The organism is Nocardia sp. NPDC005998, assembly GCF_040614395.1.
Taxonomy (GTDB): Bacteria; Actinomycetota; Actinomycetes; order Mycobacteriales; family Mycobacteriaceae; genus Nocardia.
Genome location: NZ_JBEXUI010000026.1, coordinates 69521 through 89725, shown reverse-complemented (window position 1 = coordinate 89725; position 20205 = coordinate 69521). Strand labels below are relative to the sequence as shown.

Here is a 20205-nt window from a genome sequence, read left to right as displayed (position 1 = left end):
GCGGGATGAGTCTGTATCTGCCGCCGGAACTGCGCTGGCTGGGGTGGATCGCGGGTGGTACCTGGCCGGACGGTGACGAGGACAAGTGCTGGGCGGTGTCGAGCGCCTTCAAGGAGGCCGCCGAGGCACTGCGGAAACTGACCCCGGAAATCGAGGGCGTCAAAAGCACCGCGGTCTCCGCCTATCCCGAGGGTGCGGGCGGCGACAAGATCAGCGCGCTGTTCGACCAGATGCTGACCGGCGATCAATCGATGGATTCGCTGGCGAAATTCATGGATCAGATCTCCGACGCGACCGAAGATTTCGGCACGTCGATTCAGAGCGCGAAACTGATGACGATCGTCTCGCTGATCGCGCTCGCCATCGAAATCGCGTGGGATTTGGTCTTCCCGCCGACCGCAGCGGCCGAGATAGCGGCCGATGAAGCGGCCACCCAATTCATTCTGCGCCGCCTGGAATTGCAGATCCAGGAAAAGATCGTGGCCAAGGTGCTGTCGGTCTTCGGGGAGAAGTTCGCCAACCTCAGCAAGGGGTGGGTGATGAAGATCCTCGAGGGCGCGTTGATTTCCGGTGGGCTGGACGCGGCCGTGCAGGTCGGACAGATGGGCCCGGGCGGGCACCGGAAGCATTTCGACTGGAAAGAGTTCGGCGGTGCGATGGCCGGCGGGGGCATCGGTGCCCCGTTCGGCCGGGCGGCGGCGAACTGGATCAACAAGTACACGTCGAAGTTCTTCGGGGACAAGCTGTCGAATCCGTGGGTCCGGATCGGCAACGGCGTGATCGTGGGGGCCGGTTCCGGCCCGGTATTCACCGCCTTCGGCGGTATCGGCTCCGCGCTGGTCACCGGTGACTGGGAGGGGACGTTCAACAACCCGCACGGCTGGGTCGGTGGCGTGGCCCAGGGCGGGATGGTGGGTGGTTCCAGGGGGCACTTCGGAGGTAAGGGGTTCAACGGCGACCACAACTTCGAGGTCAACTGGAAGGCGCCCGGGGACGGGTCGGTGGATATACCGGTGCGGGGCGGGTTCTCGGACGATCCGGGCGGATTGGGACCCAACGGTTCCGGACACGGTAACAACGGTTCCGGGAACGGTTTCTACGGTGATCAGGTCGCGACTCAGAACCCGCCCGGGACGTGGGGGCCGCGGGGTGGCGATCACGACTTCAATTCCGGTAACTCCCATGGCCCTGGCGACCGGCCGGAAACGTATGGGGGCGGGCAGAATTCGCCGCAGTCGACGCATTCGGCCGCGTATACCGGCAACCACTCGGACGGGCCGCCCGCGCCGCCGCCCAGGAGCATCTCGCACGAGTCGGACGGCGAGGGTAGCTATGGCTCGAACAACTCGGGATCGAACAACTCGAGTACGAGCAAGCAACCGCCCCCGGTAACGAACGACAACAGCAGCCAGTCGGGTGGATCGTCCAATCAGTACGAGAAGCTGACGTCGAATTCCGGTGGTTCGAGCAATGATTCGAACTCGTCGGGTGGGTCGTCGAACGTCGGCTCACACTCGTCGAGCGATGGTCCAAGCTCCTCGAATGGGTCGTCGAACGGCAGCTCGCATTCCTCGGACGGTGGTTCGGACTCGTCGAATGGATCGTCGACCGGCGGCTCGCATTCGTCGAATGCGCCGTCCAATGACGGGGGAAGCCGCAACGAGTCCCCGGCCTCGAATTCCGGTGGGAGTCAAGGAAGTTCGTCGGGCTCGAGCGATGGTCCGTCGTCGCGCCCGCCGGCGTCGTCGAATCTGCCCGGTGATAGCCGCGGTTCGTCGGTGGTCAGCGGATCGACCGACCGGCCCGCGGGTGGCCCTGGCGACGGCCGCGGTGGCGCGCCCGGCGGGCGTCCGGCTCCCGGGAGCGATGGGTCGGTGTCGCAACCGCCCAAGAGCGGTGTCCAGACGCCGTCGCGGTCGACGCCCGATACGAATATCGTTGCGGGACAATCGCAGCGCGGACCGGCGTCGGTGTCGTCGCTGGGTTCGAGCGATGCGGGGCGCCCGCCGCGTTCGTCGGCGGTGTCGTCGTTGGGTTCGGATGATTCGGTGCCACCGCCGCGGCGTCCCTCCGATTCCGGTCCTGGTGGTCCGCCGCAGCGAACGCCCGGTTCGGATGCGGGGTCGAATGATTCGAGGCCGCCGCGGTCCTCGGCACCGGGTTCCGGCCCCGGTGACGTGCCGCCACGGCGAACTCCTGTGCCTGGGTCGGATTCGGGCGGCAGCTCACCGTCGCGGCAGCGTCCGCCGGATGCCGGCGGGGCACCGCCGCCGCGCTCGCGGCCCTCCGAGGGCGATCCGCCGCCGCGGGGATCGGTTCCGCCGGAGCAGCATTCGGGTTCGGGCGGGCAGCGCGGGCACGACGACAACGGCCCGGGTGTGCGGTCGTTCGAGGGTGATCAGGAGCATCCGAACTGGGCGCGCAGCGAGTCGGGTGATGTGGTGGTCACCTCGCCCGATGGCACCGAGCATTGGGTGGACAAGGATCAGAACATCTACATCGGGCGTCCGGAGGATCCGGCGTGGGTGAAGGTCGGTCTGGACGGCTCGGTCGAATTCGTGCCCAAGAGCGGCAATGATGCTGGGGCAGAACATGGTCCGCGGAGTGACGAGCCGAGTGGACCGGTCCGGGAGGACGACGGCAGTTTCAGCCGGGACGACGGCACCGAGCACACGGTGCTCGACAACGGTTCGGTGCAGACGAAGTCTCCGGACGGGTCGACGACGATCGTCAAGCGCAGCGGCGGCGCGGAACTCCATTCGCCGTGGGGTGACCGGACGGACTTCGATCCGGAGGGAAACACCACCCACACCCGGCCGGACGACCCGACGGTAGTCGATACGCACGACAGCACTGTGCACATCGGCACCCGGCCGGACGACTCGACGGTGGTCGATACGCACGACGACACCGTGCACATCGGCACGCCGGGGCGGGAGAAGGATGAGGACGGCAACGTGGTTGTCACCTCACCAGACGGCACCGAGCATGTGGTCGGTGACGACGGGACCATTCTGGTGGGCCGCCCGGGTGATCCGCAGCGGATAAAGATTGATACCGACCATTCGATCGTGTTCGTCGGCCCGGACGGCGCCGCTCCGACTCCCCGTCCTGGCGCGGTGTCGGGTAAGGGCACCGGTGGGCATTCGCCGAGGTTCACCCGGCCCGATGGTGTCTCGCACACGGTGCTCGGTGACGGCTCGGTGCGGACGGAGTCCCCGGGCGATTGGACCTTGACCGTAAGGCCCAACGGCGCAACGGAGTTCACCTCACACACCGGCGACACGATCGTGCACAAGGCGGACGACACCGTGGTCGAGTCCGGGCCGGGTAAGCCGACCGTGACCACCGGCCCCGATCAGACCAAGCAGACCGCCGAACCCGGCGGCGCGGTCACCGTCGAACATCCCGACAACACCACGCATGTGGTGTTCGACGGCGCGGATCGCCACGGTGGCGGGCGTACCAGGCACCCCGACGGGACGGTGATCCATCACGACCTGAGCGACACCGGGGCGCAGAAGCGGTTCGGCGGCTTCGTTCCGGACGGCCCGCACAATCCCGCGGTGATCCAGATGGATCGGCCCGACGGAATCGGGTTCGAATCATCGCCCAAGGGCATCAAGGTATTCGACGGCGATGGCACCACCTACGAGCCGGGTTCGCGTGGGAACGTACAGGTCACCGCGCCGAACGGGCACACCGAATCCAAGTCGCTGAAAGAGCCGATCGAGCTGTCCAACGGCGCGGAGCTGGAGAAGACGCCGGGTGGGTTCCGGGTCACCCACGACGACGGCACTGTCTCCGAGATCGGTCCGCGCGGAGTGAGTTTCACCGACGGCGACGGTGTGGTGCGCGGGACCCGCCCGAACGGAACGGCTTTCGTCGACCATGGAGATGACGGGCCGGTGCGTGAGGTCCGCGGTGACGGGGCCGTGCGGGTCACCGCCGGGGACGAGACCGCTTGGGGCAGTAGGGGAGACGGCACGACCTGGACGGTCGACGACAAGAACAAGGTGCACGTCTCGGATCCCGATGGGACCGTCGCACCGCCCGTCGATCGCAATAGTCCGTATATCGGCGGCACCCACCAGACCGCCAAGATCAAGCCGCATCAGCTGGACGACAACGATGGGCTGCCCGGCGGGTACGAGGCGCCGACCCCGCCGTTCGCCGAGGACTGGATTCCGCAGGGGTACGAGAACGGCAAGGTGCCGCCGGTCCCGTTCAACCAGGATTCGCCGAACCAGAACATGTGGGGGCCACCGGATCCGGACTATTGGGGTCCGCCCGATCCGGATTACTGGGGTCCGCCGGATCCCGGTCCGGATGACGAGGATTGGTCGAATGACGATCCGTACGACCAGAATTCCCAGGGTCCGGGCGGGAACGGCAATCATTACGGCAACGGCGGTTCCGGTCAGGGTGGTAATTCCGGTGGCTCGGGTGGTAATTCCGGTGGTTCCGGCCAGGGTGGTAACTCCGGCGGTTCCGGCCATGGCGGCAACTCGGGCGGTTCCGGTCACGGTGGCAACTCGGGTGGCTCCGGTTCGGGTGACGGTGGCGGAAACTCCGGTGGTGACCGGGGCGGTTCCGGCGGTGATCACGGCTCGTCGGACAACAACCGGCAGTCGCAGGCCGACAACCGGCCACCGCCACCGCCGCGACCGGATCCGGCGATGTTGCAGCGGATGCTCCAGAACCTGCACGGTGCGGACGGGATGGCGCCGCCGCCGGGACTGAATAGCTCGTTCCCGCCACCGGGCGGGGGTGACACGGGGCCGAACGGTCAGGGCGAGCAATCGCCGGACTTCTGGCGCTTGGGCCCCGGCAACGGTTCGTCGATGCCCCCGGGCGGTTCGGTCGGCGGACCGGGCTCGAACGGATCGAACAGCGCGTCGAACCCATCGCAGCAATCCCCTGGCGGCGGAAGCGGTTCCCGTCCGCCCGACCTGTCCGCGATGCGCGAGGCTCTCGATCGAGCGGGAGGATTGGGATCCGGCGGTCTGGGGCAGGGGGGAACCAGTCAGCCCGGCTCCCCGAACGCGCCGGGTGCCGGGGATCGGCCGGACCCGTCGCAGGATCCGGCCGCGCAGGGTGGTCCGGGCACGCAGGGCGGTCCCGGTACACAGGGCGATCCGGGCACGCAGGATCATCCGGGAGCACCCGGCCAGCCGGGTGGGCCGAATAGTCCTGGCGCACCCCAGAATTTGGACGGCCAGCAGCCGGCGACCCGGCTGGGAGATCCGAATGCCACTGGTGGCGAGAACAATTCGGGATCGCCCGGATCGGGTGAACACCCGGGAACAGGCGATCAGCCGGGCGCTCCGGGTTCGGAGAATCAGCCGGGCGCTCCGGGTTCGGAGAATCAGCCGGGCGGACCCGGTTCCCAGCACCAACCGGGTGCTCCGGGATCCGAGAACCATTCGGGCGCATCGGATTCCGGGAACCCTTCGGATGGCACCGGCTCCGGAGACCATTCGGGTGCTCCAGGTTCCGGCGACCAGCACGGTGCGCCGGGAACTGGAAGCCATCCGGGTGACCCGCAGCATCCGGAGGCGACGAAGAACCTGGGCCAATCGCCGCAGCATTCGGGAGACCCTGGGCAGCAAGGGAATTCCGGATCCAACGGGTCGCAGTTGTCCGCGCCGAGGATGCCCCCGATGCAGGACGGGCACCAACCCGGCGGGTCGTCCGCACCCGGCGGCGCGCCCGCAGCCCCGCCTTCCGGGACGCCGCCCGGCGGTGGCGAAGGTGCGAAGAAGAAAGAGTCGCGCCGGAATCGCAAGAAGGACGACAAGCCGCGTAAGAAGCCGAAGTCGGTGCTGATGCCCTCGCCGGACGAGGCCCCCGAGCAGCGCGCCGGCCCCGACGACTCGACCGATGTCCCGTTCACTCTGGGAGCTTCGACTTCCGCGACCGAGCCGGTGATCGAGAAGCGACCCACCACGAAGACCACCAGGAGTACTACAGATGGCTGACGACAAGACGCCGACGGTCGACAATACGACCAAGACCGACATCAACGACTGGCATGATCTGCGTGGGCTGGCGGATAACAACAAGCTGAACCTCACGGTGAAGGCCGATCCGAAGGCTTTCGCCGCGGCGGCGCAAGCGTGCCACGACATGATCGGAAAACTGGAGTGGTACCAGAAATGGATCGGCGACCGGGGCATGGATACTATGCCGAGTTGGTCCGGGACCGAGGAATCCGGCGCTGAAGAGCTGACGCGGCGTTTCAACGCCAAAGGTCAGGAGGTCATCGATCGAATGGGTGACCTGAAGAAGATCATGGAGGATATGGGGGACACTTTCACGAGTGCGGGTCGCAAGTACAAGGATGCCGATGGGCATTCGTCGGATGCCTTCAAGGACATCGGCGACCTATCGAAAGTCGACCCTATGGAGCCGAAGGCTGTCAAGCCGAATGATTTCACGCCCTCCAACAAGGGAGACCACCCGACTGCACCGCCACCACCACCGGGCGCAGACAGTGGCATCCCGATCACCATCAGCGATGGCGGTAATTGGAGTTACCAGAAATTCCGTAGTTTCGGCCAGGCGATTAAGGGAAAAGACTGGGTTGCGAACGGTGCTGGTATTCAATATGTATGGATGGCGGCACAGATCAAGGATGACCTCACCAATCTCAACGCAGCCCTCAATAATATTGTAGGCCCTGATGGAAGCGATGCGCTGTGGACCGGTGATGGCGCGAATAAGGCCAAGGATGCGACCAAGCGGTTCACTGCGAACTCGCTTATTTTCGCTACCAGTATCCAAAATCTGGGCGAGAACCTGAAGTATTGCGCGAAGTGGATTTACGCCATGTTTAACGACACGCCCTCGGATTCCTACCCAAATCATGGGCCGACGGACAGTACCGAGGACAACTGGCGCGATGGTTATAGGGAAACCTACAAGGCGGTCTGGGTGCCCGGTATCAATGGCGCTGTAGCCGCGATGCCCGCGATAACCGTGACCGGTACCGTAAAGCAGCCGCCCCCGCCGCCTCCGCCGCCGCCGGGTAACAACGGCGGGAACAACAACGGCGGCAACAACAACAATGGCGGCGGCAACAACAATAATAACGGCGGGAACAACAACAACGGCGGCGGCAACAACAACAACAACGGCGGCGGCAATAACAATAAAGGCAACGGCAACGGCAACGGAAACGGCAACGGTAATAACAATAACGGCAACGGAGATGGTAACGGAAACAACAACGGAAATATTGACAAGAACAGCCCCAATTACAAGGCTGGTTTCAAGGACGGCCAGAACGACCGCAACAACAACAGCGGCAATAACCAAGGCGGTGGTAACAACCAGGGTGGCGGCAACAATCAAGGCGGCGGTAACCAGGGTGGTGGCAACCAAGGTGGCGGTAACCAGGGCGGCGGTAACCAAGGTGGCGGCAACCAGGGCGGCGGCAACCAAGGTGATGGCAGTAACCAGGGTGGTGGCAACAACCAGGGCGACGGCAGCAACCAGGGTGGCGGCAACAGCCAGGGTAACGGCGGCATAAATAAGAACAGCCCCGACTACCAGGCGGGTTACCAGGACGGCTACAAAAAGGCCGCCGGGGACATCATGGGCAAGAACGGTCAAAATAACGACAGCAGCGGCAACAATGGCGACAGCGGAAACAGCGGTAATAACGGCGACAGCGGAAACAGCGGAAACAGCGGCAACAACGGCGATTCGGCCAACCAGAACCCGTACCTGAACAACAAGGGGCAATACCCCAACCAGCCGAACAACTCGAACCCGAAGAACCAGAACGGGGGGCCGGGTCCCCTCCAGCCTCCGAAGTCGCCGCAGGACCTGCTCAATCAGCTGATGCACGGCCAGAATCCGTTCCAGAACCTGAATCCGGAGCAGTTGCAGAAGATCGGTTCGGATCTGCTGGGGGATGTGAGTCCGGAGCTGTTGAAGCAGATGAGTCCGGAGGCGTTGCAGAAGTTGGGGCAGGACTTCGTGCAGCATCTGAGTCCGCAGGATTTGCAGAAGTTCGGTTCGGACATCATGAACGGTGTGGGGTCGGATGCGTTGAAGGATTTGAGTCCGGAGTCGCTGCAGAATCTGCAACACACGATGTCGCAGACGCCGGGTGGCACGGAGTTGTTCAAGGCGCTGACCGATGGAGTCAAGACGGTGACCGGGGCGATCGGGGATGTCGTCAAGACCACCACCGACGCTGTGGCCGGTTTGGTGAACAACGGCATGGTCGGTATCCCGGGCATGGGCGATATGCAGCACATTCCGGGTCTTCCCGACAGCGCGATCCCGAATGATTTCGCGGCCGCCTTCGGCGGTGGTCACGGCGGGGCCCCGGGTGGCGGTGGCGACGGCAGTGGTGGTGGCGGCGGGCACCAGCCGATCACGGCCGCCTATCCGTCGGAGTCGTCGAAGTTGTTCCCGCGAGCCGGTGCTCCGAGCAGTTTCGACGGCAGTCAGATGCCGACCATGCCGGCCTCGTCCACTGGTGGCACCGGTGGCATGCCGCCGATGGGTGGTATGGGTGGCGGTATGGGTGGGCAGGGTGTCGGTGGGAAGGAGCATAAGCGCGCCAAGTTCCTGGACTCGACCACCAATTTCGATGACGCGGTCGGGCCCGATGTGGATCGGGTGAGGCCGGTGATCGAGCCATGACGCAGCAGTGGAAGTTCACCGCGCTCGAGTTCCTGGTGCTGTGTGATCAGCATCGGGCCGGTGCGATGCCGCGGCCGCTGGCGTTCGAGAGTGACGAGGATGTGACGGTCGATCAGATGGACCGTCGTAAGCGGGCGGTGTGGGAGGACTTGCAGCGGCGGTTGGACGGTTCGTTCGATGGCGTGATCGAGGTGCTGCGCGCACCGGAACTGTTTGTGCAGGTGAAGAGTTGGGATGAGCAGGATCGGGGTGACAAGGACAAGGCGCTGCGTGTGCATGTGGCGCGGGCGGGTGCGTTGGGGTTCGTGTTCGAGCAGGTGCGGGGAACCCTGACCTACGATGCGCCGATGGTCGTGGTGACCGAGTGTGATCCGCGGGCGTTGTCGGTGGCGGTGGTGCGGTTGCTGCCGAGGGTGGAGGGTGGCCGGTTGCCGGATATTCCGTTGGTGACCGATCCGGTGGAGCATATTGCGCCGAGCTGGGGCAGCAGCTTCGTGCGAGACGATGTGGAGGATCGGCCGGTGTATCGGACACAGCGGTTTTTCCAGCAGCGTGCCGATCTGACGGGGGCGATCACGGTGGTGCAGGGCCGGTCGAAGTTCGGTCCGCGCGGTATCGAGGAGCGGGTGCTGCTGTGGCGGGATGTGGCCGATGACGGGCGGTATGTGATGGCGGTGAAGGACGGCCGGGCCACCGTGGCCGTCTCGACCGGCCGGCAGGAGCTGGTGAATCGGCTCCACAAGGAGATCAACGACTTGATGGAGCGTCTGGAGACCCATTGGGAATGGGGACGTCCCGAGGATCGGTATTGAGTTCGGATCAGCAGCGTTAGGAGACCGCCATGACGGATAACAAGCGAATCCGGGTGGACACCACCAAGTTACGGCAGGCCGCGGACCGGATGGACGAGGTCGGCAACAAGACCAAGGAGATAATCGACACGCTGAAGACCACCGTACATGCGCAGAATTTCCCGTGGGGCCACGACGAATACGGCGACAAGTTCACCAAGGGCGACAAGGGCTACACCAAGTCCGAGGAGAATCTGCTGACCGGCGGCGACAACATGACCAAGTCGGCGGGCAAGTTCAGCAAGGGCATGCGCGACGCCGCGGACAAGATGGACAACATGGATAAACGGACGACGTGATACGGCCTGGAACCGGAAGCCGCGGAACGGATTACCGCACGCCGGAAGCCGAGTTCTCGATGGACTCCACGCTCCCGGACACCGCGGCCCGCGGATTCGACACCTACCGGAACAAGTGGGACAGCCAGCTCGGCGCCAGGCTGCCCGGCTTCAGCTCGGCGACCACCGGCGATTTCCGGGTCCGGGCCCACGCCGTCCGGATGCGTGACCTGGTGATGGTCGATATCCACGGCGTGTCCGGAATTCGGACGGAACGCCCGGCCAACAGCGTGGAGGGTGAAATCCAGCTGTATGTGGTGTCGAGTGGCGCCTACACACTGGACGATGGGTCCGGCCGCGGTGGGTACACCGTGTCGGCCGGTCAGTTCCTGCTCCGCCGCCTCGAGCGGCCGGGGAATTTCGAAATGCAGCCGCATACGACGGCGAAGGTCATCGCCGCCATGTCGTCCACGCTCGAACCGCTGCTCCGGAACCGGGGTATTACCGGAGCGGTGGAATCGGCCGAGATCCGGCTGCTGATGGCACACGCGAATATGGTCCGCACAACGCTGGCGGACCTCGGTCCGGACGGTGCGCACGCCGCGCGCAACGCCCTGATCGAGCTGGTCAAGGGGGCGGCATTGGGCCGGTTCGACGATATGGAACCCCGGCTGGCGCCCGCGCTGGCCCAGGCGGCGAAGGATCTGGCGGACCGCCGGCTCGCCGATCCCGAGCTTTCGCCGGCGCTGCTGGCGCGCGAGCTCAATGTCTCGATGCGCACGCTGCAACGGGCGTTCGCCGCGGTGGGGGAGTCGGCCAACACCTATATCCGGTACCGGCGGCTGGAGGAGGCCAGGCTCGCCCTCACCGCCTCACCCGACCGGCCGAGCGTCTCGGAACTCGCCGCCTACTGGCAGTTCTCGGACAGCAGCCACTTCATCCGGGCCTTCAAGAAGGCCTACGGCCGGACGCCCGCCGAATACGCTCGCGCCATCGGAACCGCGGAGGAGCGGGCCGTACCCAGGCGTGTTGTTTGATCATCGCGACCGACGGTCGGGTTATAGATTCCAGGTCGGAGCGGTGTGCAATGGCCGGGAATGGAGTATCGATGGCGGACGTGGGGGCCAAGAGTCCGCGAGAGCGCTTTCGCGAGCAGGTACGCGGGGAGATCAAACAGCACGCCTGGGAGCAGATAGGCACCGCCGGCGCGGCCGCGTTGTCGCTCAACGCGATCGCCAAACAGGTCGGAATGAGCGGGCCTGCGCTCTACCGGTATTTCGCCAGCCGTGACGAGCTGATCACCGAACTCATCCGGGACGCGTACCGCAGTCTCGCAGACGCTCTCCGGGCGGCCCTCGATTCCGGCGCCGACGTGGCCGGGCTCGCCAACACAGTGCGGGAATGGGCGCTGCGCGATCCGCAGCGATATCTGCTGATCTACGGAACGCCCGTCCCCGGATATCACGCACCCGCGGAGACCACCGCGATCTCGGACGAGATCCTCACGGTGCTGCTGGAAGCGCACGGCCGCCTACCCGCAAGGCCCGCAACCGCTTTCGACACCCACCTCGAACAACACCAGAGCCCGGAGGCGGCCGCGACCATGCACCGGGCCCTGTCGTTCTGGACCCGGGTGCACGGCGTGCTGTCGCTGGAACTGGCCGGCCACTTCAACGGAATGGGATTCGATCCGGCGCTGCTGTTCGCCGACGAGGTGGAATCGCTGTTACGGCCCTGACCGGACCATCGCGCCCGGGTCCGCATCGTCCCCGGCGGCACGTTGATCGTGGTCGGGCCGGGCGCGGTGGTGCCCGGCCTCTCAGACAGGGTCAGCCAGTGGTCCGCGCCGTCGAACCCGTTGCGGCTCCATTGGTTTCGCCGAGCATCCGGGCGAGCGCCGCACCGGCCAGTTCCACGATCGTCGGGCCACTCATCAGGCCCATCGTCGGGAAGTCGATCTCCAGGTGCTTGGCCAGCATGATGCGGATCTGCCCGGCCAGCAGCGAGTCCATCCCGAGATCGGTCAGGCCGACATCGCGGGGCAGTCGCTCGACCGGCATATTGAAGATCCGCGAGATCTGTTGCGCCAGTGCCGTTGCCAGCCGCTGCTCGCGCTCGCCGGTGGGCAGGCCGAGCAGTTCGGCGCGCAGCCCCTCGATGCCGAAGACGGTCGTGGGGTCCTCCGCGTCCGGGAGGTGCGACAGGCGCGGTGAGCTGCGCACGATCGGCATGACGTGACTCATCTTCGTCCAGTTCACGTTCGCGACACTGGCACGCGCGATACCTTGGGCCAGGCAGCGACCGAGGAATTCGAGGGCGGCGGCCGGTGAGATCGGTTTCCAGCCCAGCCGCGACAGGCTGTCGAGCTGGTTGCGCGCGACGTATCCGATCTCGCCGATGGCGCCCCAGTTGACCGTGAGGGCCGGGAGCCCGAGCCGGCGGCGGTGCAGGGCCAGTGCCTCCAGGAACCCATTGGCCGCGGCGTAATTCGACTGACCGGGCGTGCCGACGTTCCAGCTTCCCGAGGAGTACATGACGAAGGCGTCCAGGTCGAGGTGCCGGGTGTGGTGATGCAGGTGCCAGGCGCCATCGGCCTTCGGACGCACGGTCCGCAGGAACTGCTCCTCGGTCATCGTGGCCAGCCGGCCGTCCGCGAGCACCATGGCCGCGTGGTAGATCCCGCGCAGCGGCGGCAGTGCCGAGATCCGTTCGAGCAGGCCCACCACCTCGGCCTCGACCGAGACGTCGGCGCGTTCGAGCACGACCTCGACACCCAGCGCCCGCATCGCCGCGATCGGCGCCTCGTTCTCGGCATCGATCGCGGCGCGGCGACCGGCCAGCACGATGGTCCGGGCGCCGTTGTCGGCCAGCCACCGCGCGGTCCGCAGGCCGAAGCCGGTGTAGCCGCCGGTGATCAGATAACTGCCCGCGGGATCCAAGGTCACGCCACCGGTCACTGCCGGGTACACGAGCACCTCGGCGGCAGCCTCCGATTCGCCGGAATCCGATGCGGCGGTATCCAATTCGCCGTGTGCGGCACCGAAACCGACCACGATCTTGCCGGTCTGCCGGGCGTCGGCCATGCACCGGAACGCCGAAACCACCTCGGCGGCAGTGAAATCGGTGTGCGGCAGTGGCGGCAGCGTGCCCGTGGCGACATGCTCGAGGACCCGCGTCATGACCTCGCGGCACCGGGCCGGGACCTCGAGCAGCATGCCGTCGATATCGACAGCCGAGTAGGACAGGTTGTTGCCGAAGGGTTTCAGGCCCAGCTGGTAGTTGTCGTAGATATCCTGCTTGCCGATCTCGACGAACCGGCCGTGCGAGCGCAGCAGCCCGAGGCTCTTCGGAATCGCCTCGCCCTGCAGCGAATTCAGCACTACATCGACACCGCCACCACCGCGGGTCCCGGCCCCGGCACCCGCACTCGCGCTGCCACCGCCACCACCGGTCCCCGCTCCAGTGCCCGCACTCGCGCCGGAACCGCCCCCGCCACCGGCGCCCACACCGGCCCCGGCACTGCCGTAGTACTTGCGGATCTCCTCGGCGAAGGACAGCGACCGGGAGTCGAAGACCGCCTCCACGCCCAGCGACCGCAGGTATTCCCGCTTGTCCTCGCTGCCGGCGGTGGCCAGCACCGTCGCACCGAGCAGGTGGGCGATGTGCACCGCGGCCAGACCCACACCACCGGCGGCGGCATGCACGAGAACCCGCTCGCCCGCCCGCAATCGGCCGACCTCGACGAGTGCGTACCACGCGGTGAGGTAGGCGATCGGCAAGGTCGCGGCCGCAGCGTCCGGCAGCTCACCCGGCACCGGGTAGACGTGGTGCGCCTCGGTGATCACCGTAGAGCCGAAACAACCACGCGCGAAGGCGATTACCCGGTCGCCCGGGGCGAGTCCCTCGACCGCGGTGCCGACCTGGGTGACGACACCGGCGCATTCGAGGCCGAGGGTGTGCTCGTACAGCCCGCCGGCGATCGCCTCCTCCGACAACAGCCCGAGGGTGAGCATGAGGTCGCGGAAGTTCAATCCGGTCGCCGTGGGCCGGATGGCCACCTCGGTGGGGCCGAGAGCGGCCGGATGCGTTGTCCGGTACCGGAGTTGGTCGATACCTGGCTCGGCGGGAACCACCAGTTCGAATGGGGTCTCCCCGATTGTCCGGGTGGGAGTCGCGGTCGCGGCCTCGAATTCTTCGAGTGAGAGGTGTTCGAAGCGGTCGGCGAAGCGGGTGTCGCCGCGATAGGCGACCTCCTCTTCCGCCGTGCGCACGTGCCGCAATTCGTCGAACAGGTGCCCCGCCCGAGTGCCCGCATCGGCTGCCGGGTCGAGGTCGATGATCTTCGCCCGGAGTCTGCTGTTCTCGCCGAGCAGCACCCGCAGGATGCCCCAGCTCGGCGTCTGCGATGGCGCGATCGGATCCGTGCGATCCACCGCTACGCCGCCGGTGGTAGCCACCCAGAACCGCGGGGCCACCGGCCAATCCAGCTCTTCGACCGCTTGCGCCAGCGCGATCACGCTGTAGGCGCCGTGCAGTTCCGCTGCTGCCAGCAGTTCGCTGGTGAGCTCCGCCGCGGCGTAGTCCAGATTCCACAGGTGCAGCACACCGGCGACGGATCCGGCACGCGCACGCACCTCGGTCAGCACCCGTGCGAGATCCGCGTAACTGGTCGGACGCACCCGATAGGCACGGTCACCGGCCTGCTCGAAGGTTTCGCCCCTGGTGACGAGCACACTGCCGGCGGTGGCCTCCCCGAGCAGTTCGAGGTAGTGTTCGGCGACGCCACCGGTGTCGGCCAGCACGACCCACGCCCCCCGCTCGATCTGCGGCTGATGGGGTGCGAGATCCAATTCCGTTGTGCGAGCGACGATCAGCGAGCAGCCGGTCTGTTCCGGTCCGGTCATATCGGAGAAGATCTGCACGTTCTCGAAGCCGACGGTGGGCAGCAGGTCCCGCCACCCCGCCTCCGGCAGCAGCGCATGGTCCGGCCGCAGATCGTGATCGGTGAAGCGCCAGCGGCCTTCGGTGCTGCCGAAGGTCAGATCGAGCCCGTACGACGGGTTGGTCCACTCGACGAGCAGCAGCATCCCGCGGGAGGTGAGCAACCGCTCCACGTTGCCGAGGGTGGTGCGGAGGTTCTCGGTGGCGTGCAATACGTTCGCGGCCACGACGATGTCGAAGTAGTGCGGGTCGAATCCCTGCTCGGCGATGTCGCGTTCGATGTCGAGGACGCGGTAGTCCAGGAACTCGAACCCGGCGAAACGCTGCCGGGCCTTGTCCGGGAACAGCTGCCCGATATCGGTGAACACATATTCGGTGCGGTCGGCCGGTAAATGGTCGAGGATCCAGCCGGTGGTGCCGCCCGTGCCCGCACCGATTTCCAGCACCCGCAGCGGCCGATCTCCCGGCAGCGCCCGGACGGTCTCGGCGACCACCGCGGCGACCAGGCGATTGCACCGTTCGTGCGAGAACGAGGTCGCGTAGAGGTCGGCCACCGGCCCGAATTCGCTCTCGGAGAAGAGAAGTTCGATCGGATCGACCTCACCGCGCAGCACCGCGGCCTGTTCGGTACCGCCGCGCGCCAGGACTGCGAACTCGGCTTCGAATCCGGGATACCGTGCGCGCAGCCCGGCCAGCATCGCCGCGGTATCGACCCGATCGGGCACCGTTCGCAACTGCCAGTGCTCGCCGTCCTTGCTCATAATCTCGTACCGGGCAAGCAAATCCAGCAGCAGTGCGAAGTGGCCGCGGTGTTTGTCGTGCACGCCCAGATCGCGGGCGAGTTCATCGAGCGTGAAGCGCCGGCCCGGTGTGAAGTCCATGCCGAGCTGATGCAAGGCCTCGGTCACGTATGCGACGCACAGCAGGTTCGCCTCCGGTTCAACCCGCGCGTAGTACTCACGGTAGAGCGGCTGGTCGCGTATTTCGCTGATGACCGGATCGACGGCGGCTGCCAGGGCCGCCTCTCCCGGCACGAAATCGGCGGGCAGCGGTGTGCGCGGGCGCGTCGGCGCGGGCCGCCACCGGTACGCGTAGAGCCACCCCAGCAGCGCATCACGATCCTCGGCGGGCTGGGTGATCGACTTGCCTTTGAAGTCTTCGAATTCGGCTACCAGGGTGCCGTCGGAGTTGAACAGCCACAGGTCGCCCTCGCAGTAGGCCGGGTCCGCGGAGACGCGCGCCTGTCCGTAGCAATACACGCGCGGGCCCGCCGCGGCGTGGAAACTGAACCGCCCCACGTCGTAGGGGATGTAGAGCGCGGTGTCGTCGCTGTCCGGGTCGTTGCCCATCGCGATGGACAGGGACTGGAAGCAGGCGTCCAGCACGGCCGGGTGGATCAGGTGCCGTGCTGCTTCGTCGGCGATGGTGTCCGGGGTGTCGATGCGACCGAGCGAGCACAGCTTGCCGTAGCTCAGTTTCGTGATCGCCCGGAAGGCCGGGCCCAGCAGCAACCCGTTGTCGCGGAACCGCGCGGCGACCCGTGCGGGATCGAAATCGTGCGGGCAGTGCCCGTCCAGGTCCGAGAAGGGCACGGGCACTTGGGGCTCGGGTGCGCCGCGGCGCAGGGTTCCTTCCGAGTGCAGCACCCAGTCCCGGTCGCCGTGCTGGAGGCTGTAGATCCCGAACCGCAGCGCCGGGGTCAGGACCACTTGGACGCGTGGGGCGGGGCGGTCGTCGAAGACGAACAGCGGGCGCCGGAATTCGACGCCCTCGACCGTGTATGCGCCTGTCCCGAACGCGTCGTGGGCGCAGCCGGTGATCAGGTCGAGGTGGCCCGCGCCGGGCAGCACGATGGGTCCCTGGACGCGGTGGTCCTCGAGCCACGGGAACTCGGCCGGATCCAGGACCAGCTCCCAGACATGCTTGTCGGGCTCGTCGGCGGCGGGCAGGCGGGTTCCGACGAGCGGATGTCCCAGGGGCGGAAACCTTTTGGCATGAGAGGCCGGGGTTTCCAGCCAGTGGGTTTCGCGCTGCCACGGGTAGAACGGCAGCGCTACCCGCGCGGGACCGGCATCAGGACCGAGACCACGGTTGCGGTCGAACACCGACTCCCACACCGGATCGACACCCGCCACATACAGCGAGCCCAGTGCGGACAGCAGCGTCTCCCGGTCGCTGTGCCTGCGGTGCAACGACCCGACCGCGACACCGGCGAGTCCGCGGCGGCCCAGCAGGTCTCCGATCGCGGTCGTGTGGATCGGGTGCGGACCGAGTTCGACGAAGACCAGATGCCGGTCCTCGATGAGGCGATCGATGGCGGGGGCGAACCGGACGGGCTCGCGGATATTGCGCCACCAATACTCCGCGTCGAGCCCACCGTCCGGCACGAGATCGGCGGTGACCGTCGAATACATCGGAATCGTGGGCTCATCCGAGGCGATTCCGGACAGCGACGCCAGCACCTCGTCGCGCAGCGGATCCATGTGATGGCTGTGGAACGCCACCGCGACGTCGAGCATGCGGCAGAAGATTCCGTCTCGCGCCAGGCCCGCCGCGATCTCTTCGAGTGCGTCGGGATCGCCTGCCACAGCGGTGGATTCGAGGCCGTTGAGCGCGGCGATTTCGACCCGCCCGCGATAACCGGCGATACGCTGTGCCGCCTGGTCGACGGGCAGGCCGACGGCGAGCATGCCGCCTCTGCCGGAGGCGCGCTGCTGCACCCGGCTGCGATGGAAGATCACCCGGACCGCGTCCTCGAACGACAGGGCATCCGACACGCAGGCGGCGGCGACCTCGCCGATACTGTGCCCGATCACCGCCACGGGGGTGATACCCCAGCTGTGCCACAGCGCCGCCAGCCCGAGCTGCACCGCGAACAGCGCGGGCTGCGCGATGAAGGTCTCACCGATCCGGCTCTCGACCTCGTCCCGGCCCAGTTCCTCGACCACACTCCAGTCCGCATACCGGCGGAGTTCGGCGTCGACACGCTCCACGGTCCGCCGGAACACCCGGTTGTGCGCGAGCAGCTCCCGCGCCATACCCCACCACTGCGAGCCCTGGCCGGAGAAGACGAACGCCACCGAGGACATACCGGACGATGTCACACCGCTACGCAGCGTCTCGGGCTCCAACCCTGCGGCCATGTCGCGCAAGGCCTCTCGCAGTTCCGCCGTGGACGAACCGACCACCGCCAGCCGATGGTCGTAATGCGACCGTGTGCGCGCCTGTGCGGAGGCGATCGCGGGCAGCCCGGCCGTCGTCGCCGGATTCGCTAGGAAATCGGCGTAGGTCTCGGCGTAGGCGCGCAGCGCGTCCTTGGTCTTCGCGCTGAGTGTGAACAGTACGGGCGCAGCGGTCTCGGTCATCGAATCCTGCTGCGGCACCGTAACTCTCGGACCTTGTTGTGCCGCGACCGTTGGGTTCTGCAGTGCCGCAATCCTCGGGTCCTGCTGTGCTGCGGCCTTCGAATCCTGTTGTGCCGCAGCCGTGGGCGGGCCCTCGAGGACCACGTGCGCATTGGATCCGCCGAACCCGAAGGAGTTCACACCCGCCAACCGCGGACCCTCACCAGGCCAGGGCTGGCGGGTCTGTGCGAGCCGCAACCCCAGTTCCTCGAACGGAATTTCCGGATTCGGCTGCTCCGCATGCAGATTCGCGGGAATCTCGCCGTTGGAGAGGACCAGACAGGCCTTGATGATCCCGGCCATGCCCGCCGCCGCCTCGAGGTGGCCGAGGTTCGACTTCACCGCGCCGATGATGCAGGGGCCGCGGCCGTTTCGCCCGGCGCCCAGCGCCTTTCCCAGCGCCCGCGCCTCGATCGGGTCACCGATAGCAGTTCCGGTGCCGTGCGCCTCGATATAGCCGATATCGGCAGGGTCGACACCCGCATCCCGGCAGGCGTCGAGAATCATCCGGGCCTGGGCGTCTTCGCTCGGCACCGCGATGCCCCGGGTGCGGCCGTCCTGATTGACCGCACTCCCGCGGAGCACCGCGTAGATCCGGTCGCCGTCGGTGACGGCCGCCGACAGTGGCTTCAGCACGACCGTGCCCGAACCCTCACTGCGGATATAGCCGTCGGCGTTGCGGCCGAACGATTTCGAGCGTCCCTCGGGCGACAGGAAGGTGCCCTGGCTGAACCCGACGGTCCCCCCGGGCACCAGCACCGTGCTGACCCCGCCGACCAGTGCCATCGTCGCCTCGCCCGAACGAATGCTGCGGAGCGCCAGGTGCATTGCCACCAGCGAGGACGAACACGCGGTATCCACCGTCATACTCGGGCCGCGCAGGTCCAGCAGATACGAAACCCGGTTGGCCACAATGGCGTTCGTAACCCCGGTCATGGTGTGACCGCCGATCAGATTCCGGTTCTCCGCACCGAGTTGAATCACGCTGTAGTCGTGGCCGGAGACACCGGCGTACACGGCGACCTGCTCACCGGCGAGGTGTTCGGGGACGATTCCCGCGTCCTGCAACGCTTCCCAGGTCGTCTCCAGGAACAGCCGCTGCTGCGGGTCCATCCGGGCCGCCTCGGTCGGGGTGATGCCGAAGAAGTGCGCGTCGAACGCTGCGACATCGTCGAGAAAGCCGCCCGCCCGGGTGCGCATGCGACCCGGCCGCCGGGGATCGCGATCGTAGAAAGCCGTTGCGGTCCAACGGTCTTCGGGAACCTCGCCGACCGCGTCGCGTTCCTCTGTCAGCAGGCGCCAGAAGTCGGCGGCGGTATGTACCTGTCCGGGGAACCGGCAGCCGATCCCCACGACGGCAATGCCCTCGTGCTCGGCCCGAGCGGTATCGATCGGGGAGCTGGGACCAGAATTCATCGCGTAACCCTCGTTTTGCCACAACACGTAGATCAACTCGGAGCCGCGTGATCGCCCGGCCGGACACCTCCGGGAATCCGCAGCTTCGATCATTATCGCGTCCGGCCCGATGCCGTGTACGACGAGGTTGCACGACAACCGCCGATCACATCAGCGGGACGGGATTGGATCCCGTCCCGCTGTTCGCCGACAAGGTGGAAAGAGCTGGTCTCGCGCAGCGGGTTCAGCGAACGATCCGGACGGGTTGCGGTCCGGTCGAGGCGACGACTGCCTTCCCCCTGGTGAGCGTGACGGTGACGGTGCCGCCGGAGTCGTTCGGCAGCGCCCGGCGCCGGGCGCGACCAGCTGACCCGACCAGGCGTGCGCGGCGCCGTCGTAGTCGACCAGGACCGGCCCGGCCAGCTGTATGGCGATCGGCCCGCCGATACCGCCCTGGAACATTTGCGTCAGCGATCCGTCACTGACTCATACACTTTCTGCGGTTCACTGGCTACGTCCACTGATCTGGACGGCGTCTGTCCACGAATATGGACGGCACTGGAAAATCGGACAGGGGTAGTGTCCGCGGATTTGGACGGCGCCTGTGTGGGTCCAGACGGGTGATGGCGGTAGGGGCGCGGGCCGGGGTGTGTTGAGGCATGGTGGGAAGCCATG

General features: G+C 66.7%; 7 protein-coding genes. 6 read left to right on the top strand and 1 reads right to left on the bottom strand.

The window, feature by feature from the left end:
• Window positions 1–5 precede the first annotated feature (5 nt).
• The 6 genes from ABZ293_RS28685 (at window position 6) to ABZ293_RS28660 (ending at window position 11528) form a co-directional block, all read left to right on the top strand.
• Entirely contained in the window at window positions 6–5981 is a 5976-nt protein-coding gene (locus ABZ293_RS28685; RefSeq protein WP_355185640.1) for a hypothetical protein, read from the top strand.
• Window positions 5974–8661 (top strand): hypothetical protein, encoded by a 2688-nt coding sequence (locus ABZ293_RS28680; protein WP_355185638.1) that lies wholly within the window; start codon window positions 5974–5976, stop codon window positions 8659–8661. The genes ABZ293_RS28685 and ABZ293_RS28680 overlap by 8 nt, the downstream gene beginning before the upstream one ends.
• Entirely contained in the window at window positions 8658–9473 is an 816-nt protein-coding gene (locus ABZ293_RS28675) for an ESX secretion-associated protein EspG (protein ID WP_355185636.1), read from the top strand. The genes ABZ293_RS28680 and ABZ293_RS28675 overlap by 4 nt, the downstream gene beginning before the upstream one ends.
• A 29-nt stretch (window positions 9474–9502) precedes the next feature.
• Entirely contained in the window at window positions 9503–9811 is a 309-nt protein-coding gene (locus ABZ293_RS28670) for a hypothetical protein (protein ID WP_355185634.1), read from the top strand.
• A gap of 59 nt (window positions 9812–9870) precedes the next feature.
• Window positions 9871–10827, top strand: a complete 957-nt coding sequence (locus ABZ293_RS28665) for a helix-turn-helix domain-containing protein (protein WP_355185632.1) — start codon at window positions 9871–9873, stop codon at window positions 10825–10827.
• A gap of 71 nt (window positions 10828–10898) precedes the next feature.
• Window positions 10899–11528, top strand: coding sequence for a TetR/AcrR family transcriptional regulator (locus ABZ293_RS28660; RefSeq protein WP_355185630.1), 630 nt, complete (start codon window positions 10899–10901; stop codon window positions 11526–11528).
• A gap of 91 nt (window positions 11529–11619) precedes the next feature.
• Here the strand turns inward: ABZ293_RS28660 and ABZ293_RS28655 are convergent, their stop codons facing one another.
• Window positions 11620–19551 (bottom strand): SDR family NAD(P)-dependent oxidoreductase, encoded by a 7932-nt coding sequence (locus ABZ293_RS28655; protein ID WP_355185628.1) that lies wholly within the window; start codon window positions 19549–19551, stop codon window positions 11620–11622.
• Window positions 19552–20205 lie beyond the last annotated feature (654 nt).